Below are 25,907 nucleotides of genomic sequence, written 5' to 3'. Positions count from 1 at the left end.
TCTTCCGGGCCTGCGCATGCGCTGACCCGCGCGGGTCAGCCGTCGGCGGGAAGGGGGCGTTCGGGGCGCGTACGGGAGAGGTCCCGGCTACGAGTCCGCGCTCGGCACGTCGAGTGGGCTGTCGGGCGCGTTCTTCCGTTCTTCGGTCATCCGCTCGCCGAGCGCGACGAGACGCTTGCGCCCCATCGCCTTGCGCACGTCGGGGAACCAGTCGCTCTCCTCCTCCTCGACGTGATGGCGGACGTTCTCCATGAGCACCGTCATCTTGGCGTCGAACCGCTCGTCCGCAGGATCGAGCCCGACGAGCTCCGACAGCATCCACAGCACCGCGTGGTGCTCCTCGACGCTCTCCAGCACGTGGTCCTTCGTGTCCGGAGCGGCCTCCCGGGCGGCCGGGTAGAACACCCGCTCCTCGATCCAGGCGTGCTCGGTGAGCTCCCGTATCACGTTGTCGGCGATCTCCCGCTTGCGTGCCTGGGAGTCGTCGCCCGCTCGCTCGAACTCCTTGAACAGCTTCTCCACGGTCTTGTGGTCTTCGCGGAGCAGCACGATGCCGTCCATGAGGTACTCCTCCTCGCCGGGGCGGCGGCCGTCCGGTGGCGGTCGCCGCGGATCCGCCCGGGCGACTGCCCCGTATCCGGCGGCTCAGCCCTCGACACGGGAACCGGCATCGGAACCGAACCGAACCGGCACCGGCACCGGAACCCCGGCCCGGCCGGGACGAATGAATCCGCCCGGACCGGTCACACGCCGGACGAAGCGCCCCTCGCGACGGCAGGAGGTCACCATGAGCAACCCCCAGGGACGTGAACAGCGGCGCAGCGGCCGCGGCGCCGCCACGCCGCAGGACAGCGCGGCGCTCAAAGCCCGCCAGTCGGAGGAACAGCGCCGCGGCGCCGGCCGGCCGCACGGCACCGACAAGGGCGAACGCGGCGGTGGCGAGGGCGGCGGAACGCCTCCCGACCAGGAGAAGTCCCTTCCCGACCAGGAGAAGTCCCGCGCGAAGCACAAGACGCGCGAGAAGAAGGGCTGAGCCCCCACTCCACTCCCACGACCGCCCTCACTCCGGGCACTCCGGGGCCACCGGCAGCCGCCGGTGGCCCCGGGCCGTGCCCTCACGCGTCCGGGTGGTCGCCCGGGTCCGGGGCCCGGTCCAGGCCCAGCTCTGCGGGATCGCGCCGTTCCAGCGGCCGCAGCGCCGGGCCCTGCAGGACCTCGCCGTCGATGCCGAAGCGGGAGCCGTGGCAGGGGCATTCCCAGGTCCGCTCGCCGTTGTTGAAGGCGACGACGCAGCCCATGTGGGTGCAGACGGCCGAGAGGGCGTGCAGCTCGCCCTGGTCGTCACGATGGACGGCGCAGGGCCCGCCCCCCGCCCGGACCACGGTGCCCTCGCCCGGCCGCAGCTCGTCGACGGGGCCGTTCGTGCCGTGTCCCAGCGCGTCCAGGCGGTCCTTGACGAAGTGCTTGCCGGTGTCCCACTGGGCCTTGAGGAAGGTGGACGCCGACCCGACGACGGCACCGGCACGGCCGGGGTCGTACAGCGCCGCCCACGGGTCCTCGGTCTCCGTGACCAGGGAGGCGATCAGCCGTCCGGCCAGGACCCCGCCGGTCATGCCCCACCCGGCGAAACCGGTGGCGACGTAGATGTTCCCGCCGCCGGCGCGCATCCGGCCGATGACGGGGAGGCCGTCGGTGGCGCTGTTGTCCTGTGCCGCCCACCGGTGGCTCACCTCGAACCCGGGGAAGTGCTCCTGAGCCCAGGACCGCAGACGGGCGTACCCGGCTTCCGTGTCCTCGCCGGTACCGGGGGCGAAGGCCTCTCCGGTGACGATCAGGAGCCGGCCGCCGTCGCCGAGCGGAGTCGTGCGGACGGACCGCTTGCCGCCCTCCCTGGTGATGTACATGCCCTGCGGGTCCTGGTCCGGGGGCAGGGGGCCCGCGATCACCAGGTCGCGGTGCTGGGTGAGCCGTGTGGCGAGACGGGCGTGGTCGAAGACCGGGTGGTGGGTGGCCACGACCACATGGCGGGCGGACACCCCGGTGCCGGTGGAGGTGGTGAGACGACGGGGAGCGCCCCCGTGCGCCTCGGTGACCCGCGTGTGCTCGTGGATGCGGCCGCCGCGCGCGACGAGGTCCTCCACGACCCCGCGCAGGTAGGCGAGGGGGTGGAACTGGGCCTGGTCCTCGACCCTCACGGCGCCCGCGACCGGGTACGGCAGGCCGGTCTCGGTGACGAAGGACGCGTCGAGCCCCGCCGCCCGGGCGGCCTCGGCCTCGGCGCGCAGCGCTTCCACCCCGTCGGGGTCCTCGCAGTACGTGAGGGCCGGCCGGCGCTCCAGGTCGCAGTCGGTGCCGAGTTCCCGGGCCACCTCGAAGACGTGCTCCAGCGCGGCGCTCTGGGACTCCGCGTAGAGGCGGGCGGCGTCCTCCCCGCGCTGGGTGCGCAGCGTGTCGTAGACGGTGGTGTGCAGGGCGGTGACCTTGCCGGTGGTGTGGCCCGTCACGCCTCCGGCGAGCCGGTCCGCCTCCAGCAGCACGACGCCGAGACCGGCGCGGGCGAGCTCCCAGGCCGTGCTGATCCCGGCGATCCCGCCGCCGACGACGACCACGTCCGCCTCGGCGTCGGTGGTCAGAGGAGCGAACGAGGGCATGCCGGCCGTCTGCATCCAGTAGGACCGGTTCTGGTCGTGGATCGGCTTCATGTCCCCGCGACTGCCCCCGAAGCGGGCCACGATGCACGCGCTCCGCCCATGAGCCCCCCGCACCGGCGGAGGCAGGCCGCACTGCCGTGCGGACGTACGGACGGAGGGGCGCCGGGGCAGGGACGTGCGGACGCTCCCGGCGCGCGGGCGCTCGGGCCGTCGGCGGTCAGACGGCGGCCGCGCGCCCGGCCATCTCCTCGACCCCGCCCAGCAGAGCCGGATCCTGCCGCAGGATCCGCTCGTGCAGGGTGCGCAGAGCGGGTCCGGGGTCGGCGCCCATCGCCCCGGCGATCCGGCGCCGCGCCTCCTCGTAGGCGAGCAGCGCGTCGGAGGAACGCCCGGCCCGGTACAGCGCCAGCATCAGCAGTGCCGCCGGCCGCTCCCGCAGCGGATGCGCCGCGACGAGCCTGACCAGTTCGTGGACGCACTCCTCGTACCGGCCCAGTGCGATCCCGCCCTCCAGTCGTGCCTCCAGGACGAGCATCCGCTTCTCCGCCCACCGTCGCCGCTCGGCCTCCAGGTACGGTCCGGCCAGTCCTTCCGCGTACTCGCCGCGCCACAACGCCTCCGCCGCGCCCGCCAGTTCACCCGCCCGGTGCAGATCCCCCATGTCGCGCGCCGCGACGGCGGCCCGCACCAGTTCCCGCCGGTCGTGCAGGTCGTCGGCCCGGGCGCCGGACAGCCGGTAGCCGCTGCCCGTCCACACCAGCTCGGGCCCGGCCCCGCGCAGGGCGCGGCGCAGCCCGGAGACGTACTTCTGGACGAGGTTCCTCACGTGCGCGGGCGGCTCGGCGCCCCAGACGGCGTCGACCAGGCCTCCGAACGACATCGCCTTCCCGTCGAGGTGCAGGAGCACGGCGAGCACGGTCCGCTGCATCGGCGGTCCGAGCGGGATCTCCTCGTCCGCGCGCAAGGCCCTCAGAGGCCCCAGGAGTTCAAAGCGGATCGTGTCGGCCATGCGTCGAGCGTAACCCGCGCGCTCGAACGTCCGGCGGGGCACCTGGCGGGCCACCGGCCGGGCCTTCCAGCGAGACTTCCAGCGGGCCTTCCAGCGACCGGTCAGTGCGCCGTCCGAGCGTGGCCTTATGCAGCAAGAACCGCCCCCGAACACCGGTCCCCTCACCCGCCTCGGCGCCCTCGCCGTGCGCCGCAGCCGCGCCGTGCTCGTCACCGCCCTGCTCCTCTTCCTCGGCCTCGGCTTCTACGGCGCGGGCGCCCAGGCCGATCTCGACCTGGCCCGCTGGGACGCTCCCGGCACCGAGTCCGTCGAGGCGGCCCGCGTCCTGCGTGAGGACTTCACCACCGGCAATCCCAACCTCGCGCTCCTCGTCACCGCCCGGGGCGGCGACGTCGACGCCCCGGCCACCGGCCGTGCCGCGCGTGCTCTCGCCGCCGAGGTCGCCGCACTGCCGCAGGTCACCGACACCCATGCGTACTGGGAGGACCGGAGCCCCGCCCTGCGGTCGAAGGACGGCCGCCGTGCCCTGATCCTCGTCCGCCTCGAAGGAACCGCCACCGAGACCCGCGCCCGACTCGCCACGCTGTCGCCGCTCCTGACCCGCACCACACCCGAACTCACCGTCCAGGTCGGCGGACAGGAGGAGATCTCCCGTCAGGTCGGCGAGCAGGCACGCGCCGATTTCCTCACCGCCGAGGTGATCGTCCTGCCGGCCGTCGTCCTGCTCCTGATCCTCGTCTACCGCAGGACCGCCGCCGCGCTGATCACCGTGGGCACCGGGCTGCTCGCCGTCGTCGGCACCCTCGCCGGACTGCGCCTGCTGGCGCGGTTCACCGAGGTCTCCACGTTCGCCGCCAACATCGCGCTCGTGCTGGGGCTCGGCCTGGGCATCGACTACAGCCTCTTCCTCATCACCCGTTACCGCGAAGAACGCACCGCCGGCCGTCCCCAGCCCGAAGCCGTCGTCCGGGCCACGGCAGCGGCCGGGCGCACCGTCGTGTTCAGCGGTGTCACCGTGGCCGCCTCGCTCTCGGCCCTGCTCGTCTTCCCCTTCTTCTTCCTCAGCTCCTTCGCCTACGCGGGCATCCTCGTCGTCCTCACGGCGGTCGGTGGCGCCGTGCTCGTGCTGCCCGCGGCCCTCGCCCGCTGGGGCCACCGCATGGAGCGCACGACGCCGCCCGCCCCGAACGGCCTGTGGCACCGCACGGCCCTGCGCGCCCTGCGCCGCCCCGCCCTCAGCGGCGCCGCCGTCCTCGGCGTCCTGCTGCTGGCCGGTTCGCCGCTCCTCGGCCTGCGCTTCGGGCTGCCGGACGAACGGACCCTGCCGGCCGGCGCCCCGGCCCGTACGACCTCGGAGATCGTGCACCGGGAGTTCGCCGCCGAGCCGACCGACACCGTCCAGGTCGTCGTCCGCGCGCCCGTGGACCGGCGCGCGCTCGCCTCGTACGCCTCCGACCTCGCCCGCGTCCCGGGTGTCTTCCGGGTCGGGCCGCCCGCGTACGGGAAGAGCGGCGCCGCGCTCCTCGCCGTCGTCCCCACCCAGCAGGCGATGTACGGAGACGTGCCCGCGTTCGTCGAACGCATCCGCACCACCGACGGCCCGCCGGGTGTCCTGGTCGGCGGCTATCCCGCCGAGACCACCGACTTCCGCGCCACCCTGCTCGACCGGCTGCCGCTCGTCGTCGGCCTGATCCTGGCCGCGACGTTCGTCGTCCTGTTCCTTCTCACCGGCAGCGTGCTGCTGCCCGTCAAGGCGACCGTCCTGAACCTGCTGAGCCTGTCGGTCATGTTCGGATGCCTCGTGTACGTCTTCCAGGACGGCCACTTCGCCTCGGTGCTGGGCTTCACCCCCACCGGCTCGATCGAACCGAGCATTCCGGTGCTGATGTTCTGCGTCGTCTACGGCCTGTCCATGGACTACGAGGTGTTCATGCTGGCCCGCATCAAGGAGGAGTACGAGCGGACCGGCGACACCGAGCGGGCCGTCGTCACCGGCATCCGTCGCAGCGCTCCGCTGATCACCGCCGCCGCCGGGATCCTCGCCCTGAGCTTCGCCGTGTACGCGACCGGCGGGGTCGTCTTCCTCAAGGAGCTGGGCGTCGGTACGGCGCTGGCGGTCCTGGTCGACGCGACCCTCATCCGCGTCATCCTCCTGCCGGTCACGATGCGCCTCGCCGGCCGCGCCAACTGGTGGGCGCCGGGACCGCTGCGCCGGTTCCACCGCCGCTTCGGCCTGAGCGAGGAGCCGCGGAGGCCGCACGACGAGCCGCCCTATTCCGTGTACAAGTCCCTTGCTGGCTAGTAGTGTTGACCGCGTTCACAGCAATATCCTGCAAGTCAGCCTGTCAACACTTGGGGGGTCAGGTGTTCCACCACCTGCGCACACGCACTACCAGTCGAACCGCCACCGCGGCGGCCATCGCCGCCGTCCTCGCCGCGGGAACGGCCGTCGTGCTGCCGGCCACGGCTCACGCGGCCGAGGCGGCCGAGGTCCTCGTACCCGCGCCGGACGCGTACGGCGACGGCGTCGAGACCCTGCTGGCGACCGGCGGCCAGGGCGTCCTGCACCGCGAAGGCGGCGGCTACCTCTGGACCAATACCTACAACCGCGCCACCAAGCCCCTCCCGGAGCTCGACGGCGTACCGGAGGACGCGATCGTCCGGGGCCACGACGAGTTCAACCGCGTCGTCCACCTCAGGCCGCGCGCGGACGGCGGCACGGACGTCGTGCGGGTCGGCATCGAGGATCCCGGCTTCACCAGCACCGTCACCGTGCCCGCCGGTTACCTCAACCCGCGGGTCGCCAACGGCTGGGTGCTGGCCACCGTGGACCTGGGCGACGGCCGTCACCAGCTGCGCGTGGCGCGGGGCGGCGCCCCGGCGAACGACCCCGTCGTCCAGCTCCCCGCGGGAGCCACCACCGGCGCCGAGCCCGTGCTGCTCGGCGCCCACTACAACCGGCTCCTGATCGGCTACCGCAACGCCGACGGCACCCCGGGGTACGGCATCCTCACCGCGTACAACGGCACCGTCGAGCCGCTGCCCGTGACCGGCGAGGCGAGCAGCTTCCGGATCACGCAGGAGACCGTCAGCTGGTTCACCCGCGGCGGGGAGCCGGGCGTGCGGGTCATGGACCGCGCCGACATGGCGGCCGGCCCCCGCGTCGTACCGCTCGCCACGCAGTCGGCCGACAGCGTGGTCACGTCCTTCGTCGTGGGCGGCAACGTGCTCTGGCGCGAGGGCGACGGCGGGCCCCTGCGCCTCACCCCCTTCGCCGGGGCGGAGGCCGGGCGGACGCTGCTGAGCGAGGTCGAGACGACGTTCCTGCGCTCCGAGGGCGGGGGCTCGCTCGTCGCGCTGGGCAAGGACGCCGAAGGCCGGCGCGCCATCCACCACTTCAGCGTGGACGGCTCCGGACTCGTCTTCGACCTGCTCCTGCGTGACGTACCCGGCGTCAAGACGGCGGACGGCCACATCCAGGCGCTGAGCCTGGACCGCGGGCGCCTCCGGTACGTCAACTCCCTGGCCGGCAAGGAGACCCTGCACGGCACGGGCGTCGGAACCGGACTCGACCCGGTGAAGGGGGCGGCGCTCGCCGATCTCCCCGGCACGGCGGCGGGCCGCTTCGCCGACGGAACCGACGAGGGCCTGGCCCGCCTCGTCCAGGACCCGGACACGGGCGCCGACGTGCTCGTGACCGGCGACGACCCGGAGCACCCGGCGGACAGCCTCACCCTGCCGGGCAAGGGCGGCCGGATCGTCGACACGGCACCGGAGTTCGTCCTGTACGAGGCGGCCGGACGGCAGTACGTCGTGGACACCGCACGCGACGTCGTCGTCCGCGAACAGCGCGCGCAGGCCGCCGTACTGGAGCAGAAGTGGCTGCTCAAGCCGGCCCTCGCCAACCCGGGCACGGTGAAGGTGATCAACCTGCTCACCGGCAACGTGACCGACACCGTCGCGCTGGGCACCGCGTGCGTCCCGGACGAACTCCAGCGCAGCGGCACCCTCCTGTACTGGAGCTGCGCCTCCCAGGACGCGGCGGGAGTGCGCGACCTGGCCACCGGGCACACCTACCCCGCCCCGGCGTCGGGCGTCCTCCTGGGCGACCGCTTCCTCGCCCACCGCGACGGGTCCGGCGAGCTGCGCCTCACCGCGCTGCGAGGGGACGGCACCACGGCCCATCTGGGCACCGTCACCGGCCTGAAGCAGCCCGCGAACGGAGACGGGCGCGGCACGACCTGGACCCTCGACCCGGGCGCCGGGAAGCTCGCCTGGGTCGGCGCGGACGACACCGTCCACGTCACCGCGCCGCAACGGGACGTCTCCCCGCTGCGCGTCGCCCGGACCGCGGCGCCTCGCACACTGGTCCGGGACGGCGCCGCCGAGTGGGCCGCCGCGTGGTGGCTCTCCAAGCCCGCGGTGTCCTGGCGGGTCACGCTCACCCACCGCGAGACCGGCGAGGTGGTGCGCACCTGGACGGGCGGAGCGGCCCTGAGTGCCGTACGCGTCTCCTGGGACGGCACCTCTGACGCGGGCACCCCGGTGGCCACCGGCGCCTACACCTGGCAGCTGACCTCCGCCCCCGCGGACGGCGCCGGCCCGCAGACGACGGCCTCGGGCGTCGTACGGGTCGACTGACCGAGAGGACCGGGTGCCGGCCCGGCGCCTTGCCCGACACCGCGTCGGGCAGGGCGCCGGATCCGCCCCGTCGGCGGTCATGCCCCTTCAGGCGGCCGGCACTCCTGGCCCGTCCCGGTCCGTGCGGTGTCGCGGTGGGACGGGTTCCAGAGCCGGTCGGCCTCGCCACGGGCGAGGTGGTCCTCGTAGATCCGCACCTTGTACCGCATCACCTCCAGGGTCTCCTGCAGTTCCCGGATCTGCGCCTCCACGTGGTGTTCGTGGCGGCGCAGCACCTCGAGGCGCTCGCGTTCGTTTCCCGGGCCGCGGCGGACCAGGTCGATGTACTGCCGGATCATGGCCAGCGGCATGCCGGAGGAGCGCAGCCTGGTGCAGATCGCCAGCCACTCCAGGTCTTCCTCGTGATAGATCCGGCGGCCGTTGGACAGGCGGCGTACCGGGTTGGCGAACAGGCCCTCACGCTCGTAGAAGCGCAGGGCGTGCACGCTGGCCCACCACGACGGCCGTCAGCCGGGTGACCCGGCGAAGGCGGCCAAGGCCGTCGTCGACCTCACCGAGGCCGCCGAGCCGCCGCTGCGCCTGCAGTTGGGCGCGGATGCGGTCGAACGCGTCGAGGCGAAGCTGGACCTGGTGCGCCGCGAACTCGACCGATGGCGTCACGTGGCCCTGTCCACCGCTCTCACCGTCTGACCCCCGGCGGACTCCCGCGCCGCCGTCCACGGCGTCGCGGGTCGGCCGTGCGCCGGCCGCCGGGTTCCGCCGGAGAGGGCGCACCGCGGCCCGAAGCGCCGGGGAGCGGCCTGCTCACCGCGCGTGACTCCCTCCGACCGTAGGGATTGGTCTCCTCGGGGGCGAGCAGATACCTGCGTTCGGGTGAGGTGCCGGCACCGTACGGGATCGACGCGGGCCGGGCCGGCGCCGCTGGGGGCGCGCGCAGGCCGTCGTGCTGCCGTGGGCCGCAGCCTGTTGTGCGGTGCTCGTCCACTCTTCGGGCGATAATGGGCGTACCACCCTCTGTCGTGCTCTCGAGCAGAGCGTCCTTCGGCAGGGGGTGGGCACTGCGGTGTGGGAGGAGGAGCCGTGCTCATCAGGCACGCGAGGGAAGACGGGCTGCTGCACATGGCGCTGGTGTGTGATCTGGACATCCCCAGCCGCGCCGCGGCGGTGATGCACATCGAGCAGCTCCTCTTCAGCCATCGCCCGCGTCACGTCCGGCTGCAGCTGCCGACCGCCGATCCGTCCCCGGCCTCCCTCAGCGCCCTCGCCCGCACCCGCCGGCTCTGCGAGGGCCTGGGGATCTCCCTGACGGTCGTCGGCCCGGCGATCGCGGCACCGCCCAGGCCCGCGGCGGCGTGAATCGTCAGGCGGCGCACCGGGTGCCGCCTCACAGAGTCCGGCAGAGGAGAGCAGCGGGCTTGTTGCCTCTGGCCCAGGCGCCGCTGTGGGCGACGCCGGCCGCGTACTCGCCGCTTCCGCACTGGCCCTTGTAGTGGCCCTGGGCGAACTCGCCGCCCGGCGCGCCCGTGGGACGGTTGTCCCCGCGGTCGAACCAGAGGGTGCGGCCGGACTTCGGCAGGGCACGGACGGCCTCGGCGCACAGCGCGGCGGACAGGGCCCCGCCGCGGAGGCTGTAGCCGACCATGAACTGGTGCGCGGGGCACTGGAACTTGGTGTAGCCGCCGGCCCAGTCGCCGTCGGTGACGTACCGCTCGTCGGTCACCACGGTGAACGCCCCCGCGGGCGCGGCGAGTCCGGCGGCTCCCGTGTCGGTGCACAGGCCGCGTCCGCCGGTGTGGGAGAGGCCGACGAGCCGCTGGCCGTCGGGGCAGGCCGCCTTGCGGGCGCCGAGGTCCCAGTCGCCCCGCGCGCGGGCGCGGACGGACTGGACGAAGTCCGAGTGGTCGGTGGTGAGCATGTCCCAGGTGTCGGCGACGGGCACGGTGCCGGTCCGGGCGGGGGCGTCGACGAGCCGCTGCCAGTGTGGGGTGCGCCAGTCGCCGCCGTCGAGGACGCCGGAGCGGCGGCCCTCGGAGTCGTAGTCGAGCAGTTTCCACCGGCCGTGGCCGGTGAAGCCGACCGCCGGCCAGTAGGCGAAGTCGGCGTCGTGCTCGACGAGGTAGTCGACGAAGTTCGCGAACCAGGTCCGGCCCTGCGGGTTGGTCTCGTCGGCGCCGATGCCGAACTCGCTGATCCAGACGGGCGCGGTGTAGTGGCGTCGGGTGTCGTCGGCGACGAAGAGCGCCTGGCGCGTCAGCGTCTGGAACAGCTCTTCACGGGAGAGCTCCTGGTAGCGCCGGTCGCTGGTCTCGCCCGTGCCGGTCGCCCCGGTGTGGTTCGGTCCGGTGTAGCCGTAGAAGTGGGCGGAGTAGACCAGCTTGTTCGAGGCGACGAGGGTGTGGGAGAGCTCGCGGGCGGGTTCGAGGGTGGGCCGCCAGTGCGGGGTGAGGTCGGTGGGTATGCCCTGCCAGTTGATGCCCTCGACGATGACGAGGAGGTCGGGGTCGGCCTCGGTGAGCAGCCGGTCGCCGAGGCGCTGGGAGGCGGTCCACCAGTCGTGGTCGTCGCCCCGGCCCCAGTTGGCGTCGTCCATGACCGTGCGGCGGACCTCGTTGTAGAGGTCGGCGCCGACGACGCGGTCGTTGTCCTCGTAGCGCTTGGCGACGAAGAGCCAGTCGTTCTCCCACTGGGCGGTGGACTGGCTGGTGTTCCAGCGCTCGTTGCCGTCGAGCCCGCAGCACCAACGGGAGGTGTTGGTGTGGTTGTTGAGGATCACGGCGAAGCCCTCGGCGGTGGTCGCCGCGATCACCGCGTCGAAGACCTGGAGGGGTGTCCTGCCCTTGAGGGACGGGTTGGCGGCGACGGAGGCGTCGGGGACCGGCCGCTGGTCGTGCAGCATCTCGTTGGAGAACGGCAGCCGGACGCTGTTGGCGCCGAGCCGGTGGAAGTCGGCGAGGATCGTCCCGATCGGCACCCGGTCCAGGCCCAGCGGCATCTGGTCGGACTTCTCGGCGTCGTGGTGGTGGGCGGGGTCGTTCACGTCCCCCGAACCGTTGTACGAGCCCTGGGCGCCGTGCCAGTTCACGGACTTGAGCTTGAAGCGGTCGCCGTCGGCGTCCACGACGTAGCGGCCGCGGGTGCTGAGCGGGGGCTGCCAGCTGTCGGCGAGCAGGGAGCCGGCGGACGACGACGCGGGCGCGGCGGTGAGTGGTGCCGCGGCGGCCGGTGCGGCGGTGGCCGGGGTCCCGGCGGCGATGAGGGCCGCGGCGAGCGCGACTCCCCGCAGTGTTCGCTTCATGACGGCCTCTGGTGAGTGAGGGGGGTGGGAGCCGTGCCGCAGCATGCTCGCGTGCACCGCATGCGGCTGACAAGACTCCGTACCCACAAGTAACCGCCGGGGGACCGGTACCGCCGTCGGCCGGGGCGGAGCCGCCGCGCCCGACCGGCGGTCCGCGCGGCTCAGCTCGCGCCGGGGACGCGGACGGCGAGGAGGGCGACGTCGTCGTCGTTGTCCGGCGGGCGGACCTCGTCGAGGAGCCGTTCGCAGATCACGCCGAGACTGTGGTGGGCCAGAGCCCCGGCATGGCGGCGGAGTCGGGCGAGGCCGGGCTCGACGCCGAGAGCTCGGGACTCGATGAGACCGTCGGTGTAGAGCAGCAGCGTCGAGCCGGGAGGCAGCTGGACGGACCCCCGGCCCCGGGTCACGGAAGTCCCGATGCCGAGCAGCACGCTCCCTGTGGTGTGCAGGTATTCGGCGCGTCCGTCGGCAGCGATCAGCAGGGGCGGCGGGTGGCCGGCGTTGGTCCACTCCCAGGTCCAGCCGGACTGCCCGGTGGAGGCGAGGCGGCCCAGCACGAGGGTGGCGGTCGACAGGTCGGTGGTGCGGGCCATCACCTGGTCGAGCCGGCCGACCGCACTGGGCGGGTCGGGCTCGGACCATGCCAGGGCGTGCAGCATGTTGCGCAACTGCGCCATGCGGGCGGCCGCTTCCAGGTCGTGCCCGGCCACGTCGCCGATGACCAGACCGGTGGTGTCGTCGGGCAGCGTGAACGCGTCGTACCAGTCGCCGCCGACCTGCGAGGCGTCCGGAGCGGACAGATAGCTCGCGTGGAGTTCGACCCCCGGCACCTCGGGCAGACGGGGCAGCAGGTGGCGCTGCATCGTCTCGGAGACCCGGCGCTGGCGCTGGTACAGGCGGGCGTTGGAGAGGGCGACTCCGGCGCGTCGTGCGATGTCCTCCAGCAGCGCCAGGTCGCGGCCGGTGAACGGTACGAGGTTGTCGCCGCGGCCCAGCGTGAGGGCGCCGAGCACCTCTCGGGGGCCGCGGATCGGGGCGATGACGGCCGAGTGCATGCGGGTGGCGGCGAACAGCTCGTGCTGGACGACGGCGATACCGGAGTCGGGCTCGCCCTGGTAGACCTCCGGCCCGGCCAGGGAAGCGCCGCTGCCCCGCAGGGCCCGCGACAGCGGCAGCCGGGACTGGGCCGTGACGGCGGGGATCGGCCCTTCGAGCTCAGTGTGCCGGACGAGGCGGCCGGCCTGATGCTCGACCACGTGGCTGCGCCGGATGTCGCCGCTGTCGGCCTTCAGGTCGACGACCATCCAGTCGGCCAGCCGGGGGAGGACCAGGCGCGCCAGCCGGTCGACCGTCTCCTCCTCGTTCATCGTCGAGGTCAGCGAGGTGGTGGTCTCGGCGAGCAGGGCGAGACGGTCGAACTCTTGCAAGGTGCCCTGGGCGGCCGTCGACACGTCGACGGGGCCGGGGTGGAACAGCACCAGGGTGCCCGCGCCGTTGCCGACCGGGTAGGGGGTGGCGGTCCAGTGGACCGGCAGCAGCAGGCCGTCGCCGCGCAGGAAGCACACGCCCGCCCCGCTGCCGGCCGCCTGGGACAGGACCGCGTCCATGATCGGGCACAGCGCCCGGGGGCGGACGTGCCCGTCGGGGTCGCGGTGCAGCAGCTCGTGGTGGTCGTGCCCGACCGCGGCCTCAGGGGTGAGGCGCAGCAGCGCCAGGCCGCAGTCGTTGACCGAGACGATCCGCCCGGTCTCGTCCACCACGTAGCCGCCGAGGTCACCGACGACGGGCGCCGCGCCTGGCAGCGTGGCCGGCCCCGGGTCCTGCCCTCGCATGCCCTTGCACCCTTCCCGCGTCGTGTCGAACAGGGGCGGCAAGCCGTCCCCACGGATCACGCGGCTCCGCGCCGCGACCCTCCACCTACCCAGCCGGACGACGAACTCACCAGGTGCCGGGATCATCCCGGCACCGGGATCGGTCCCCGACCGGACGAGCAGGATAGACGAACGGACCGGCCGCGAAGTGATCAGCGCAGGCTGGCGCCCTGTGCGCGCAGTTCGTCCTGGACCGCGCGGACGGGGACGTCGCGGGGCAGTGCGCCCGTGGTGGACGCGAGGGCCGCGCAGACACCCGCGGCCTGCCCGGTGGCCATCGCGATGGGCATCACGCGGTACGAGGAGTGGGCGACGTGGTCGCCGGAGATGCACCGGCCGGCGACCAGGATCCTGTCCAGGCCGCGGGGCATCAGACACCGCAGGGGGATGTCGTACGACTCTCCCCGCGGGAGCCGCCGCAGCACGGTGCCGCGGCCGCTCGGGTTGTGGATGTCCACCGGGTAGGCGCCCCGGGCCACGGCGTCGTCGAACGTGCGCGCCCCCAGCACGTCCTCGCCCGTGAGCTCGTACTCGCCCATGATCCGGCGGGTCTCGCGGACCCCGACCTGCACGCCGCTCTGCGCCACGTACGCCCGTTCGAAACCGGGCACGCGGCTGCGCAGGAAGCGGGAGATCTGCTCCATCTGGCGGTGGGCGGCGAACTCGGCGCGGGTGAGATCCCAGACGCTGGTGCCCAGCACCTCGGTGACCCGGGTGGAGTTGACCGCGACCTCGCCGTCGTTCGGGGTGGCGAAGAAGAGGATGTCCTCGCGGGGCAGGTCCAGCTCGCCGGCGTCGGTGGCCGCGCGGACGAGGTCCCACAGGCCGTGCACGCCCTTCCACTGGTCCGGGTGGGTGCGGGCGTACCCGGCGAACTCCTCCTGGTCGAAACGCACCATCCGGAACATCAGCGTCATGGGCTGCGTCCAGCCGTCCTCCGGGCGGCCGATCTCGTAGTCCGCCCCGGCCGCGGCGGCGATGTCACCGTCGCCGGTGCAGTCGACGATCACGTCGGCGTCGATGACGACCGGCCCCGACTTCGTCTCGAACACCGCACGGGCCCGTTCGGGGAGCGGGACCACTCCCGAGGCGAAGGCATGGAGCAGGGTGCGTACCTCGTGCTTCTCCAGCAGGTCGTACACGACCAGCTTGAACAGCTCCGCGTCGAACGGCACCGTGTAGCCGGTCTCGACCGACGGGCGGATCGCCGCTCCGGCGTGCACCAGCTGGTCGAGCAGCATCCACAGGACACCTCCCACGACCGGCTCGCCCTCGCCGTGGTCGGGCGGCAGCAGGCGGGCGGTGTCTCCCCCGACGGCCTGCTTGACCTCGTTGTGGAAGCTCATCAGCGGCATGACGAGCGCGGCGGTGGCGTTGCCGCCGAGGAACCCGTACCGCTCCACCAGGATGACCTGGGCGCCCGCGTTGGCGGCGCCGATGGCCGCGCCGATGCCCGCGGGCCCGCCGCCGACGACCAGCACCTGCGTGCTGCCCCCGTGCAGCGCCTGCCGCGCGGGCAGCTCCACGTGCCGGGGTACGCGAGGCGCGATCAGATAGGTCACGGGTCCTCCTGGGGCCGTGGCGGGCGGGGATCAGCCGACGGGGGTCGCCGGCCGGCCGGACAGCACGGGCGGTGGGGCGATGGTCTCCAGATAGGCCAGGAAGTGCTCGGCGGTCAGGTCGGCCCGCATCCGCATGGCCGCCGTCCGGGCGGCGGTCTCGGCCCGCCGCGCGGAACGCTCGTCCCAGAGCCGGTCCACCTCGGCGAGCAGCAGGCCGACGTTCTCCCGCGCCACCCCGCGCAGAGCGGGCGCGCCGATCTGCTGGGCGAAGTCGAAGACCTTCCCCGCGTACGGAAGGGGCAGCAGGGGCACGCCGGCGAGCGCGGCGAAGATGAGGAAGTGCAGCCGCATCCCGATGGCCAGGTCCAGCTGCTTGACGATGTCGAGGACCTGCTGCGGGCGGGAGGCGCCGCGCAGCACCGTGCAGGCACCGGCGTCGGCCATGTGTGACGCCACGGCGTGGGCGTGGCGGACGTCGTCACGCTCCATGGGAACGAACACGACGTGGGCGTCCAGCCGGTTGACGAGGAAGTCGCCGACGTGGGCGAGGAGCTGGTGGTAGCCGTTCTCGTCGAGGTGCGAGGCGGCCCGCCCCGGCTCGCGCACGCTCATGCCCACGAGACGCACCCCGCGCGGCACGGCCTCGGCCCTCAGCAGCTCCTCCCCGCCGTCACCGGGCCGCAGCAGCAGGGCGGGGTCGGCGGTCACCGTGATGGGCCGCTCGAGACCCGCCTCCTCCAGGACGAGCCTCGACTCCTCGTCACGGACCGTCACCGCGGCTGCGTCGGTGAGGGTCGAGCGCACCCAGTCGCAGTCGACCTCGTCGGTGAGCGGGCCGGCGCCCACGGCGTACGTGAAGACGGGTACGCGGTGGCCTTGCGCGGTGCGCACCAACCGGAGGTACCGGCGGGCCTCCGTGTCGTACAGGATTCCCCCGCCGCCGAGGATCAGGACGTCGAGCCCGCGCATGTGCTCGGACGTGCGCTCCCGGCTCACGCCCTCCCAGCCGACCACGTCGACGTCCGGACGGACGCCCCGGCTGTAGTCGGGGTCACGGGAGAACACCACGACGCGGGCGTCCGGCCGCGCGCCCTGCACACGGTCGAGCATGGCGGTGAGGATCGCCTCGTCACCCACGTTCCTGCCGCCGTAGGACCCCAGCACCCCTACGGTCACACCCTTGCGGTCGCCCATGGTCACCTCTCGTGATCTCCAGCAGGCGCGGTCACCTCCTACCAGTTCACCCCAAACGGGAATCTCCGCATCTCGGCGCGGTGCGGGCCGGCGGCCGGACGCCGGGACGGCGCGCCTACGCGGAGGTCACGGGAGAGGACATCTGCCCGGCGCCCCAGGGGACGCCGGGCCGCCGTCCCCGCGTCACACGGGGCGAGGCGTTTCACGCCGCCGGGCGGGGCGAAACGTGCTCAGCGGGGCTTCGGCGTGAAGCCCTTCGCCGCCTCGGAGACGAACGGCTCACGGACGGTCCGCATGCCGCCGGGGACGGACTTGTCCGGCTGAAGGATGACGGACTCGCGTGAGGACGGCGCCTTCGGGTCGCTGAGGTCGTGCGCCCCGAATCCGGCGTCGTACGCGTTCAGGGTCAGCAGGGCCTTGTCGATGCCTTCGCGGGTGAGGTCCTTGGCGTCGCAGGCCTTCTTCAGCGCCTCGCCGAAGACGCCGGCCGCCGTCCAGCCGGCCACGATGCCGTTGTCGAGGCTGTCGTTCGGGTACGCGGCCTTGTAGTCGGCGACGAGCTTCTTCGCGGCCGGGGTGTCGGCGCCGATCGGAAGGCTCGGAGACGCGAACCAGTACATCTTCTCCAGCGCCGGCCCGGCCTGGGTGCCCAGCAGCTGAGGGGCGAAGGCCGAGTTGTTGCCGACGACCGGCACCAGGAGCTTCGCCGCCGCCGCGACACCGACCAGAGAGGCGGCCTGCCGCGGGCCCGCGCTGATGACGACGGCCTTGACGCCCGCCTGCTTCAACGCCGCCACCTGCGCCGACATGTCGTTGTCGGTGGGCTTGATCTTCTGCTCCACGATCGTCAGCCCCGCCTTCCCGGCCGCGTACGTCGACCCCGCCAGCGCGTTCTCGCCGTAGTCGCCCTCGAAGTAGACGTGGCCCAGCTTGTCGCCCGGCCCCAGTCCCTTCTCCTTCACCAGGAAGTCGACGGCGTTGATCGTCTCGATGTCGTACGTGGAGCCGAGGACACGGATGTACGGAGAACCGAGCAGCGAGGCCGACCAGGCCTGCGGCAGCACCAGCCCCTTGTCCCGGCCGTCGACACGCTGCTTCACGGCGGAGACGAACGGAGAACCGATGAACTGCATGTAACCGGCGACCTTCGGCTCCAGCTCGGTGTAGGCGGAGAGCGCCTTCTGCGGGTCGTAGCCGTGGTCCCGGACCGTCAGCTCCAGCTGCCGGCCGCAGATCCCGCCGGCCGCGTTGACCTGCTTCACGTACAACTGCTGCGCCTGGGTGACGCTCTTGCCGAGCGTGGCGTACACGCCCGTCATGTCGGTGAGCGCACCGACCGCGATGGTCTTGTCGGTGACGCCCGTGCCGGACTTCACCCCGTCCGCTCCGGTGCCCGCCCCGTCGGTGGACGTGGCCTTGGAGCTGCAGCCGGCGGCGGTCAGCGCGACGAGGGCGGCGGCGAGCGCGAGGGCCGTCGTTCTCGGGGCCTGGCGTCGGTGGGTCATCGTTCCTCCCCAGAGGAGTGCGAGGGTCGGGCGTTCCGCCCGCGGGGCCGGGCGGCGAGCCGGACCAGGCCGCCGGGCAGGAAGAGCACCACCGCGACGACGGCGGCGCCGTAGAGATAGCGGGCGGCTTCCCCCGGTGCGATCCCGCCCGTGCCGGGGGCGGAGACCAGGGGCAGCGCGTCGCTGTACCGGTTGAGGAGCTGCGGCAGCAGGGAGACGAAGACGCCGCCCACCACCGCCCCGGCGACCGAGCCGAGACCGCCGATGACGATCATGGCCAGGTATTCGAGGGAGAGCAGCATGCCGAAGTACTCCGGCACGGTGCGCTGGAAGACCAGGGCGAGCAGGACCCCCGCCAGTCCCGCGTACATGGACGACAGGACGAAGACGGCGGCGCGGTAGCGGGCCACGGGGATGCCCAGGACACCGGCGGCGATCCGGTGGTCCCGGATCGCGTTCATGGCCCGGCCGGGACGGCCGCGGAGGACGCCACGGGCGAAGAGGACGCCCGCGAGCAGGAGGACGAGACCCAGGTACCAGAGCTTCTCGGCGGCACCGAACGGGACCCGGGCGATCACGAGTTCGCTGTCGTCGAAGGTGAGGCCGAAGAGGTTCAGCGGAGGCACGGCGCGGCCGTTGAAGCCACCGGTGAGGTCGTGCGCGTTGAACAGGACGTGCTGCCCGATGAAGATCAGCGCGAGGGTCGCGATGCCGAGGTAGGCGCCCCGCAGCCGGCCCGCGATGGGGCTGAACAGCCCGCCGGCCGCACCCGCGAGGGCGACGGCGAGGACGGCGGCGAGCCAGCCGGGCAGGCCCAGTCCGGTCAGCCCGTCCGTCCCGTCGCCGGCGAAGGCGCAGTAGCCGTACGCGCCGACGGCGAGGAAGAAGGCGTGGCCCATCGAGAGCTGGCCGGTGGCTCCGGTCAGCAGGTTGATGCCGATGGCGCCGATCGCGGCGGCCATGGCGAAGAGCCCGGCCTGGAGCCAGAACCGGTCCAGGTAGAAGGGGAAGGCGACGAGCACGAGCCCGGCGGCGGCCCACCCGTACACCCGGGGCCGGGCGAGGGAGGCCGCTCCACGGCGGGGAAGCGTGTCAGACACGGGACAGCTCCTTCGTGCCGAAGAGACCTGCGGGACGGAGGAGCAGGACCGCGACCATCACCAGGTACGGGGCGAGATCGCCGATGCCGCCGCCGAGGAAGGTCAGATCGCCCTGGTAGCCGGTGGCGAGGGACTCGGTGACCCCCACCAGCAGGCCGCCGACGAGGGCGCCGGTGGTGGAGTCGAGCCCGCCGAGGATGGCGGCGGGGAAGGCCTTCATCGCGGCGAGGGAGGTCGTCCGTTCCAGGCCCGGGGTGGGGAAGACGGTGAGGAACAGCGCGGCGACGGCGGCGAGGCCGCCGGCCACCGCCCAGGCGCCGAGCGAGACCCGGCCGAGCCGGATGCCCATGAGGGCGGCGGTCTCCTGGTTCTCGGCCGCGGCGCGCATGGCGACGCCCCAGGAGGTGTGGCGGAAGGCGAGCAGGAAAGCGGTGATGAGCAGTCCGGCGGTGAGGAAGGCCGCGATGCGGGTCTGCGCCAGCGTGACCGGGCCGATGGTGACGACGGCGTCGCCCCACGGGTCGCCGGGCGACAGGATGTCGGTGCCGATGCGGCGGGTCAGTTCGGTGGCCAGGAGGATGTCGACGCCGATGGTGACGATGGCGAGGACACTCTGGTCGGAGCCGCGGTAGCGGCGCATGACGAGGAACTCGACGGCGGCGCCGACCAGGGCCGCGCCGCCGATCCCGGCCAGCAGCGCCGGCCAGAACCCGATGCTCCCGTGGAGCACGGCGGTCACGTAGCCGCCCGCGAGCAGCAGGGAGGCGTGGGCGAAGTTGACGACCTCGGTGGCGCGGAAGATCACCACGAACCCGAGGGCGATGAGGGCGTAGACGGATCCCAACGAGACGCCGTTGAGCAGGAGTTCGAGGAAGGTGGTCACCCGGCGGTCTCCTCTCCGAGGTAGGCGCGGACGACCGCGGGGTCGTTCTGGACGTCGCCGGGAGCGCCGTCGGCGATCCGGCGGCCGAAGTCGAGGACGGTGACGGCGTCGGCCAGCCGCATCACCACGCCCATGTCGTGCTCGACGAGAACGACGGAGATCCCGAGGCTGTCGCGGACACCGGCGATGACGGCGGCGGTACGCCGGCGCTCGTCGGCGGTCATCCCGGCCACCGGTTCGTCGAGGAGCAGCAGCGTGGGCTCCATGCAGAGGGCGCGCGCCAGTTCGGCGAGCTTCTGCTGCCCGTAGGGGAGGGATCCGGCGGGCTGTGCGAGCTGCTTCTCCAGGCCGACGAAGGCGGCGATCTCGCGGACGCGGGCGCGGTGGCGGGCTTCCTCGCGGGCGGCGGAGGGCAGCCGGAGCCCGGCGGCGAGGAAACCCGTGCGGGTCAGCCGGTGGCGGCCGAGCATCAGGCTGTCCTCGACGGTGGCGCGGGGCGGGAGGGCGAGGTTCTGGAAGATGCGGGCGACGCCGAGCCCGGCGATCTTGTGCGGAGGCAGGGAGGTGAGCTCGTGCGGGCCGAGCCGGACGCTTCCCGCGGTCGCCCGGTAGACGCCGGAGAGCACGTTGAAGCAGGTGGACTTGCCGGCTCCGTTGGGGCCGATGACGGCGTGCACGGTGCCGGGACGCACGGTGAACGAGACCGCGTCGAGGGCGGTGAGCCCCGCGAAGCGGACGGTGACGTCACGGACGTCGAGGGCGGGGACGGAGGCGGGAACCTTCAACGAGGCGGGCCTTTCCGGGACGTGGGCCTCCGGGGAGGCGGGTGCGGTCGACCGCCGGGGCGCGGGGGCTTCGACGGACCGGGCGTCCGCCGGGGTGCCCTCGCCCGCTTCGGCGGACGGCTTCGCCGGACCACCGGGGTCCGGGCCGGGCTCGCTCATCGGTTGTCCTCCCAGCGCGCCAGGACGGGGTGCGCGACGGCGGCGTCCGACGCGACCGCGTCCGCGGTCTCGTCGACGACGCCGAGATAGCGCCGCCGTACCTCGTCGGAGGCGGCGAGTTCGGCGGCCGGGCCGGAGAGGGAGACCTCGCCGACCTCCAGGACGTACGCCCGGTCGGCGAGCCGCAGCGCGAGCGCCGCGTTCTGCTCGACGAGGAGGACGGCGGTGCCCTGGGCGTTGATCTCGCGGATCGTGTCGGCGATCCGGGCCGCCATGAGCGGGGCGAGGCCCAGCGACGGCTCGTCGAGGAGGAGCAGCTTCGGCGAGGCCATCAGCGCGCGTCCGACGGCGAGCATCTGCTGTTCGCCGCCGGACAGCAGTCCGGCGCGCTGGCGGGACCGGTCGGCGAGCACGGGGAAGAGCTCGTGGACCCGTCGCAGGGCCGACGCCCTCGCCCTCCGGTCTCCCCGCGCGCCGAGCGCCCCCGCCCGCAGGTTGTCCTCCACGGTCATCCGGGCGAAGACCTGCCGCCCCTCCGGCACCTGGGAGATCCCGGCGGCGACGACGCGGTCCGGCGCGAGCGCGCCGATCGGCCGCCCGCCGAAGGCGACGGTGCCGGAGGTGACGGCCCCGCCGTGGAACGACAGCGTGCGTGAGACGGCCCTCAGCAGAGTGGACTTCCCCGCGCCGTTGCCGCCGAGCACGGTGACGACGGCGCCCTCCGGCACGGTGAGCGACACCCGCCTCAGGGCGCGTACCGGTCCGTATCCCGCCGACAGGTCCGTGACCTCGAGGGCGAGTCCGGTCCCTCCCATGGTTCCCCTTCCGTGGCCCGTTCAGTGGCGATCACCCCAGCACCGCGGTGGCTGCCCGTCCACGTGCGGCGGCCGAAACGCTGCCGGTGACCAGCGGGCCGCGGCACGGGTTGTGCACCCGCACAACACCGCGTGTCAGGGGCCTGTCGGTGACGGCGAGCGGGTGGCATCCTCCGGGCATGGGACGGCGCAGACCACGGACCGGCGATGACTGGAAGCTGCTGGCCGAGGCGTGTACGGCGCTTCTGGAGCGGCTGCCCGAGCTGGTGGACGAGCACCTGAGGGAACTGCACGCGTACGAACCGGCGTACGGCCGGATCGTGCCGTACGACCAGCACTGGCGTGAGGCCCACGAGGCGCTGCGGATCGGGATCGAGATGATCTCGGCACCGCGGGACTCACCGCGGCGGGACCTGGAACACGCCGACGAGCTGGGGCGGCGGCGTGCCGAGCAGGGGATGCCGCTGGAGCTGCTGGTGCACGCCTACCGGCACGCCGGTCATCTGGTGTGGGAGGCGCTGGTCGAGGACGCGGCGGCGTTCCCGGCGAGACTGGCGGTGCTGACCCAGTCGGCGACCATGGTGTGGCAGGCGGTGGACGCGCAGGCGGACACCGCGTCGGAGGCGTACCGGGCGACGGAACGGGAGCTGCGGCGGCGTACCGACGAACAGCTCCAGGCCCTCCTCGACGCGCTGCTGCAGGGCCGGTGTTCACCGGAGGTGACCTCGCGGGCGGCGGCCGGCCTGGATCTGCCGGAGCACGGCCGGTACGCGGTGGTGGTGCTGCGGCACGACCGGCGGGAGGCCCCCGAGCCCTTCCACCGGCGGGTGCAGGGGGCGGGTGCGCGGTTCCTGTGGCGGATGGGCGCGGACTGCGAGATCGGGGTGGTGTCGCTGGCGGAGGGCATCGGTCTGGACGCGCTGTCCGAACTCCTCGACGGGCGCTGCCCGGGACCGGGAGGGATCAGCCCGGTGGTGACGGGTCTCGCGGAGCTCGGGCGAGCACGCAGGCTCGCGGAGCTGGCGCTGCGGACCAGCCCGCCGGACTCGCGGCAGATCGTCCGGCTGGACCGCCGGATGGCGGGCGCCCTGGTGGTCGGACAGCCGGAGCTGGCCGGTCTGCTGGTGACGGACGTCCTGGGCGGCCTGCTGGAGCTGGACCCGGCCGACCGCGCGATCCTGCTGGAGACACTGGACGTCTGGCTGGAGTGCGAGGGTTCGGCGGGCCGGGCTGCGGCCCGGCTCTACTGCCACCGCAACACGGTCTTCAACCGGCTGCGCCGCCTGGAGCAGTTGACGTCCCGGTCCTTGTCCCGCCCGAGGGACCTCACGGAGATGACGCTGGCCCTGGACGCCTTCCGCCTGACGGCCTCGTGCTGAAGGATTCGGGGCGGCGGGGTGACGCCGGGGTGCGGGCGCGCGTGAGGGCGGGGTGACGGCGGCCGAGGCCCGAGGCAGGCGCCCCACAGCCGGCCGGCGACGGGACCGAAGAGCCTGCCGGCCGCACCCGCGCGAACAGAGGCTCCCAGGACCCCGCCAGGTCACCGGTCCAAGCGGCGGCCGTCGCCCGAGCCGCGGGACAGGAGCCCCGAGAGTTCGACGCGGGAACGGACTCCCAGCCGGGCGAAGACGTTCCGCAGGTGGTGGTCGACCGTGCGCGGGCTCAGCGACAGCCGGTCGGCGATCTCGTGGTTCGTCGCCCCCGCCGCCACCAGCCCGGCGATGCGCTGCTGCTGAGGGGTCAGCTCGCCCACCGCACCGGGGGCGGCCCTCCTGCCCACCGGACCTCCGGTCGCGCGCAGTTCGGCCCGCGCCTGGTCGGCCCACACCCCGGCCGCCGCGCGCTCGAAGGTGACCAGCGCGTCGCTGAGCGGGCCCCGGGCCTCGACCAGACGCCTCCGGCGGCGCAGCCACTTCCCGTACGCGAGGAGCGTCCGGGCCCGTTCGAAGTCGCTGCCGCTCTCCTCGTGCTGCCGCATCGCCTCCCGGTACCAGTCCGCCGAGTCGCCCCCTCCCGCCAGCAGAGCCCGGCAGCGGGCCAGCTGGCCGGGCGCCTGGGGGTCGAGGCCGAGCGCGGCCCAGACCGCGAACTCCTCGGCCGCCCTGCCGGCCTCGGCCTCCCGGCCCGCCGCGCAGGCGGCCTCGACGAAGCAGGGAACGACGAGCATCCGCAGGGCGAAGTGACCGCCGCGCGGCCCCCTCCCGACGAGGGGAGCGAGACGCGCCGCGGCCTGCGCCGCGAGCCCGCCCGCCAGTTCGGCGCGGGCGACCGCCCACTCGGCGAGCGTCGTCGCCTGGACGAGGCCGTGCGCCCGGGCGGTCCCGAGCGCCCGGCCCGCGTGCTCCATGACGGCCGCGGCGTCGCCCCGGACGGAGGCCGCCAGGGCGAGGACCGCGTGCTGGTGGGCGGCCGCGTTGCGCTGCCCGGTGCACTCCGCCGTACGGAGTCCCTCCCTCGCGTGCGCGGCGGCACGCTCGTGCTGTCCGGCCCGCAACTCGGCGTAGGCCAGGTGCTCCAGGACCCGGGGCAGCAGCGCGGCTCCGGTGGTGCCGCGCATCGTGGCAAGGGCACGGGCATGGACGCGTACGGCGGCGGGCGCGTCGCCCAGGACCAGGGCGGCGGCGCCCGCGCGCAAGAGGCGACGCGGCTCGTCGGACGCGCCGTCGCGGGCCACGACCCGGGCCAGCGGCGCACGCGCCTCCGCCAGCCGCACCGCGAGCGCGGCGCACATTCCGTCGCGGAAGTCCCGTTCCACCGCGTCCACGCCGGAGAGGGATCCGGGGCGTTCACCGCCGAAGCCGGCACCGCCGAGCGCGATCGCGCAGGCCTCCGGGTCCCCGGCCGCCCACGCCGCCTCCATGGCGTGGAAGCGCGCGTCCGACGCCTCCTCCGGTGCTCCCTCGCGCAGCAACGAGGCGGCGAGGAGCAGCACCTGATGGGCGTCTCCGACCGGCCCGTCGCCCAACGCGGCAAGCCCGCGCGCGAGTTCGGCCCTTCCCCGCACCACACCGGGCAGTCCCCGTACGTCCTCCGCCGCCCGCGCCTCGCCGGCCGGCGCGCCCACGCCTGCCGGCGCCCGGAACCGAACGGACCGGTGGCCGGCGTCGCGGGCCGGACCGGCCGCTGCCGGAGTCCCGGGAACGTCGGCCGGCGCGGACTCCGCCGACGCTCCGGGAAGGCCGGCCGACGCGGATTCCGCCGACGCCACGGGAGAGCGGCGCGGCGCGGGGGACGTCCCGGCACCGGGCCCGGCGGCGTGCGCAGTACGCGCCGCCGCACCCCGCCCCTTCGCGGCTTCGGGCGGGGAGAAGAGGGCGTACAGCTCTCGCCGCCGAGACGGCGGCACCGTACCCAGGACCGCGCGCCGCAGGAAGGGGTCGTCGAACCGGAGTGCCTCCCGGGTCCCGCGCAGGAGCCCGTCGGCGACCAGCCGGTCGAGCGCCTCGGGCGACGCGCGCACGGCGCGGGCCGCCGCCAGGACCGCGTCCGCGCCGACCGGGCGCAGGGTGTCGGGCCCCCCGGCCCCACGGTCGGACCGCCCGGTGCCGGGATGCGGCTCCCCGGCGACGGCCACCAGGGCCAGCACCCGCCCGCACTCCGCCGGCAGGGAGTCGAGGAGCCCTCGGTACACCTCGGCCAGCGAGGCGTCGTCGGTGACCGGACCCGAGGATCCGTCCGCGTCCTCCGGATCGGCGCAGGCACGGGCGGCCGTCACCGTCAGGACACCGGGATGGCCCGCGGCCTCGTCGAGCAGCCGCGTGCGGAAGGACGCCGACAGGGGCACCCGGCACACGTCGTCGAGCAGGTTCCGCGCGCCCTCGCGGCTCAGCCGCCCGAGGGACAGCAGCCGGGCACCCGGCACATCGGGGGGCCGGTGGTAGGCGGCGAACGAGACGACCCACGCCCACGGTCCGGTGTTCGCACGCCAGGCCGCGTCGAGCGCGGTGCGGGAATGGGCGTCCCAGAGGTGGTGGTCGTCCAGGCAGAGCAGCAGCGGCGTGCCGGGACACAGGGCCGCGAGGGCGCCGGGCACGCCGCCCGGGCCACGGGCCGCCCGCAGGGCACGGCGCGCGGCCGAGGGCGTCGGCGCGAGGGCGGACACGAGGGCGCGCACCCCGCTCCAGGGGACGCGGTTGCCGCCGGGCGCGGCCACCCGGTGGGCCCGGATCCGGGAATGCCGTACGGCCTGGTCCAGCAGTGCGGTACGACCGGTGCCCGGGCCTCCGGTGAGCAGCAGGACCGCGCCCTTCCCCTCGGCGGCCCGCGCCGACAGCTCCGCCACGGCGGCGAGTTCGGACGCACGGTCGTACAGCCGCGGAGCTGCGGCGACCCTCGACGCTCCCCTCACGCCGTCACGGTACTGGCCGGTAAGGAGTGAGGAAAGAGGGAGGCGTTGGGCCGGGGCCCACACCTCGGGCCCGCCCGCTGTGCACACGG

General features: G+C 74.0%; 20 protein-coding genes. 5 read left to right on the top strand and 15 right to left on the bottom strand.

Annotation, left to right across the window (positions count from 1 at the left end):
- Positions 1-87 precede the first annotated feature (87 nt).
- Positions 88-561, bottom strand: coding sequence for a hemerythrin domain-containing protein (locus tag ACFVGS_RS02070; RefSeq protein ID WP_384411362.1), 474 nt, complete (start codon positions 559-561; stop codon positions 88-90).
- A 226-nt stretch (positions 562-787) separates the two neighbouring features.
- Between ACFVGS_RS02070 and ACFVGS_RS02065 the strand changes: the two genes are divergently transcribed.
- Positions 788-1,033, top strand: a complete 246-nt coding sequence (locus ACFVGS_RS02065) for a hypothetical protein (protein WP_384411364.1) — start codon at positions 788-790, stop codon at positions 1,031-1,033.
- 82 nt (positions 1,034-1,115) lie between these two features.
- Here ACFVGS_RS02065 and ACFVGS_RS02060 read toward each other — a convergent pair whose 3' ends face one another.
- Both ACFVGS_RS02060 and ACFVGS_RS02055 read right to left on the bottom strand, forming a co-directional pair.
- Positions 1,116-2,702: an FAD-dependent oxidoreductase gene (locus ACFVGS_RS02060; RefSeq protein WP_385689423.1), complete on the bottom strand. Its 1,587-nt coding sequence runs from the start codon at positions 2,700-2,702 to the stop codon at positions 1,116-1,118.
- Between the two features lie 166 nt (positions 2,703-2,868).
- Complete coding sequence (locus ACFVGS_RS02055) at positions 2,869-3,660, bottom strand: BTAD domain-containing putative transcriptional regulator (RefSeq protein ID WP_384411368.1); 792 nt, start codon at positions 3,658-3,660, stop codon at positions 2,869-2,871.
- Positions 3,661-3,787: 127 nt separating this feature from the next.
- Here ACFVGS_RS02055 and ACFVGS_RS02050 point away from each other — a divergent pair, with 127 nt between their 5' ends.
- Together ACFVGS_RS02050 and ACFVGS_RS02045 are read left to right on the top strand one after the other, a co-directional pair.
- Positions 3,788-5,962 carry an MMPL family transporter gene (locus ACFVGS_RS02050; protein WP_385689420.1) on the top strand — a complete coding sequence of 725 codons (2,175 nt, stop codon included), beginning with the start codon at positions 3,788-3,790 and terminating at the stop codon, positions 5,960-5,962.
- A 50-nt stretch (positions 5,963-6,012) separates the two neighbouring features.
- Entirely contained in the window at positions 6,013-8,301 is a 2,289-nt protein-coding gene (locus ACFVGS_RS02045) for a FlgD immunoglobulin-like domain containing protein (RefSeq protein ID WP_385689417.1), read from the top strand.
- 77 nt (positions 8,302-8,378) lie between these two features.
- Here ACFVGS_RS02045 and ACFVGS_RS02040 read toward each other — a convergent pair whose 3' ends face one another.
- Both ACFVGS_RS02040 and ACFVGS_RS02035 read right to left on the bottom strand, forming a co-directional pair.
- The gene (locus ACFVGS_RS02040) at positions 8,379-8,786 is read right to left on the bottom strand and encodes a MerR family transcriptional regulator (protein WP_385689415.1); all 408 of its coding nucleotides are present in this window, start codon (positions 8,784-8,786) and stop codon (positions 8,379-8,381) included.
- The gene (locus ACFVGS_RS02035) at positions 8,758-8,961 is read right to left on the bottom strand and encodes a hypothetical protein (RefSeq protein WP_385689412.1); all 204 of its coding nucleotides are present in this window, start codon (positions 8,959-8,961) and stop codon (positions 8,758-8,760) included. The genes ACFVGS_RS02040 and ACFVGS_RS02035 overlap by 29 nt, the downstream gene beginning before the upstream one ends.
- 420 nt (positions 8,962-9,381) lie before the next feature.
- Here ACFVGS_RS02035 and ACFVGS_RS02030 point away from each other — a divergent pair, with 420 nt between their 5' ends.
- Entirely contained in the window at positions 9,382-9,657 is a 276-nt protein-coding gene (locus tag ACFVGS_RS02030) for a hypothetical protein (protein WP_384411374.1), read from the top strand.
- A gap of 28 nt (positions 9,658-9,685) precedes the next feature.
- Here ACFVGS_RS02030 and ACFVGS_RS02025 read toward each other — a convergent pair whose 3' ends face one another.
- From ACFVGS_RS02025 to ACFVGS_RS01985, 9 genes are all read right to left on the bottom strand, one after another.
- Positions 9,686-11,596: a glycoside hydrolase family 5 protein gene (locus ACFVGS_RS02025; RefSeq protein WP_384411375.1), complete on the bottom strand. Its 1,911-nt coding sequence runs from the start codon at positions 11,594-11,596 to the stop codon at positions 9,686-9,688.
- A gap of 161 nt (positions 11,597-11,757) precedes the next feature.
- Positions 11,758-13,428 carry a SpoIIE family protein phosphatase gene (locus ACFVGS_RS02020; protein WP_385689408.1) on the bottom strand — a complete coding sequence of 557 codons (1,671 nt, stop codon included), beginning with the start codon at positions 13,426-13,428 and terminating at the stop codon, positions 11,758-11,760.
- 191 nt (positions 13,429-13,619) lie between these two features.
- Entirely contained in the window at positions 13,620-15,029 is a 1,410-nt protein-coding gene (locus ACFVGS_RS02015; protein ID WP_384411379.1) for an FAD-dependent oxidoreductase, read from the bottom strand.
- A 30-nt stretch (positions 15,030-15,059) separates the two neighbouring features.
- Positions 15,060-16,223 carry a polysaccharide pyruvyl transferase family protein gene (locus ACFVGS_RS02010; RefSeq protein WP_384411381.1) on the bottom strand — a complete coding sequence of 388 codons (1,164 nt, stop codon included), beginning with the start codon at positions 16,221-16,223 and terminating at the stop codon, positions 15,060-15,062.
- A gap of 230 nt (positions 16,224-16,453) precedes the next feature.
- Entirely contained in the window at positions 16,454-17,728 is a 1,275-nt protein-coding gene (locus tag ACFVGS_RS02005) for an ABC transporter substrate-binding protein (protein ID WP_385689404.1), read from the bottom strand.
- Positions 17,725-18,828 carry a branched-chain amino acid ABC transporter permease gene (locus ACFVGS_RS02000; protein WP_385689402.1) on the bottom strand — a complete coding sequence of 368 codons (1,104 nt, stop codon included), beginning with the start codon at positions 18,826-18,828 and terminating at the stop codon, positions 17,725-17,727. The genes ACFVGS_RS02005 and ACFVGS_RS02000 overlap by 4 nt, the downstream gene beginning before the upstream one ends.
- Positions 18,821-19,711, bottom strand: a complete 891-nt coding sequence (locus ACFVGS_RS01995; protein ID WP_385689399.1) for a branched-chain amino acid ABC transporter permease — start codon at positions 19,709-19,711, stop codon at positions 18,821-18,823. Before ACFVGS_RS01995 ends, ACFVGS_RS02000 begins: the two co-directional genes overlap by 8 nt.
- On the bottom strand, positions 19,708-20,655 hold the full coding sequence (locus tag ACFVGS_RS01990; RefSeq protein ID WP_385689396.1) for an ATP-binding cassette domain-containing protein: 948 nt from the start codon (positions 20,653-20,655) through the stop codon (positions 19,708-19,710). Before ACFVGS_RS01990 ends, ACFVGS_RS01995 begins: the two co-directional genes overlap by 4 nt.
- Positions 20,652-21,470: an ABC transporter ATP-binding protein gene (locus ACFVGS_RS01985; protein WP_385689393.1), complete on the bottom strand. Its 819-nt coding sequence runs from the start codon at positions 21,468-21,470 to the stop codon at positions 20,652-20,654. Before ACFVGS_RS01985 ends, ACFVGS_RS01990 begins: the two co-directional genes overlap by 4 nt.
- Before the next feature lie 179 nt (positions 21,471-21,649).
- On the opposite strand from ACFVGS_RS01985, the gene ACFVGS_RS01980 reads away from it, so the two are divergent.
- A complete protein-coding gene (locus tag ACFVGS_RS01980; RefSeq protein ID WP_384411393.1) occupies positions 21,650-22,849 on the top strand; it encodes a PucR family transcriptional regulator in 1,200 nt (399 codons plus the stop codon).
- 161 nt (positions 22,850-23,010) lie between these two features.
- On the opposite strand, the gene ACFVGS_RS01975 is transcribed toward ACFVGS_RS01980, so the two are convergent.
- On the bottom strand, positions 23,011-25,818 hold the full coding sequence (locus ACFVGS_RS01975; protein ID WP_385689390.1) for a LuxR C-terminal-related transcriptional regulator: 2,808 nt from the start codon (positions 25,816-25,818) through the stop codon (positions 23,011-23,013).
- Between the last annotated feature and the right edge of the window lie 89 nt (positions 25,819-25,907).

The sequence above is a fragment of the Streptomyces sp. NPDC127114 genome (assembly GCF_042677525.1).
GTDB lineage: Bacteria > Actinomycetota > Actinomycetes > Streptomycetales > Streptomycetaceae > Streptomyces.
Note: the sequence above shows the minus strand (reverse complement) of the source record. Positions and strands in the feature narration are given on the sequence as shown.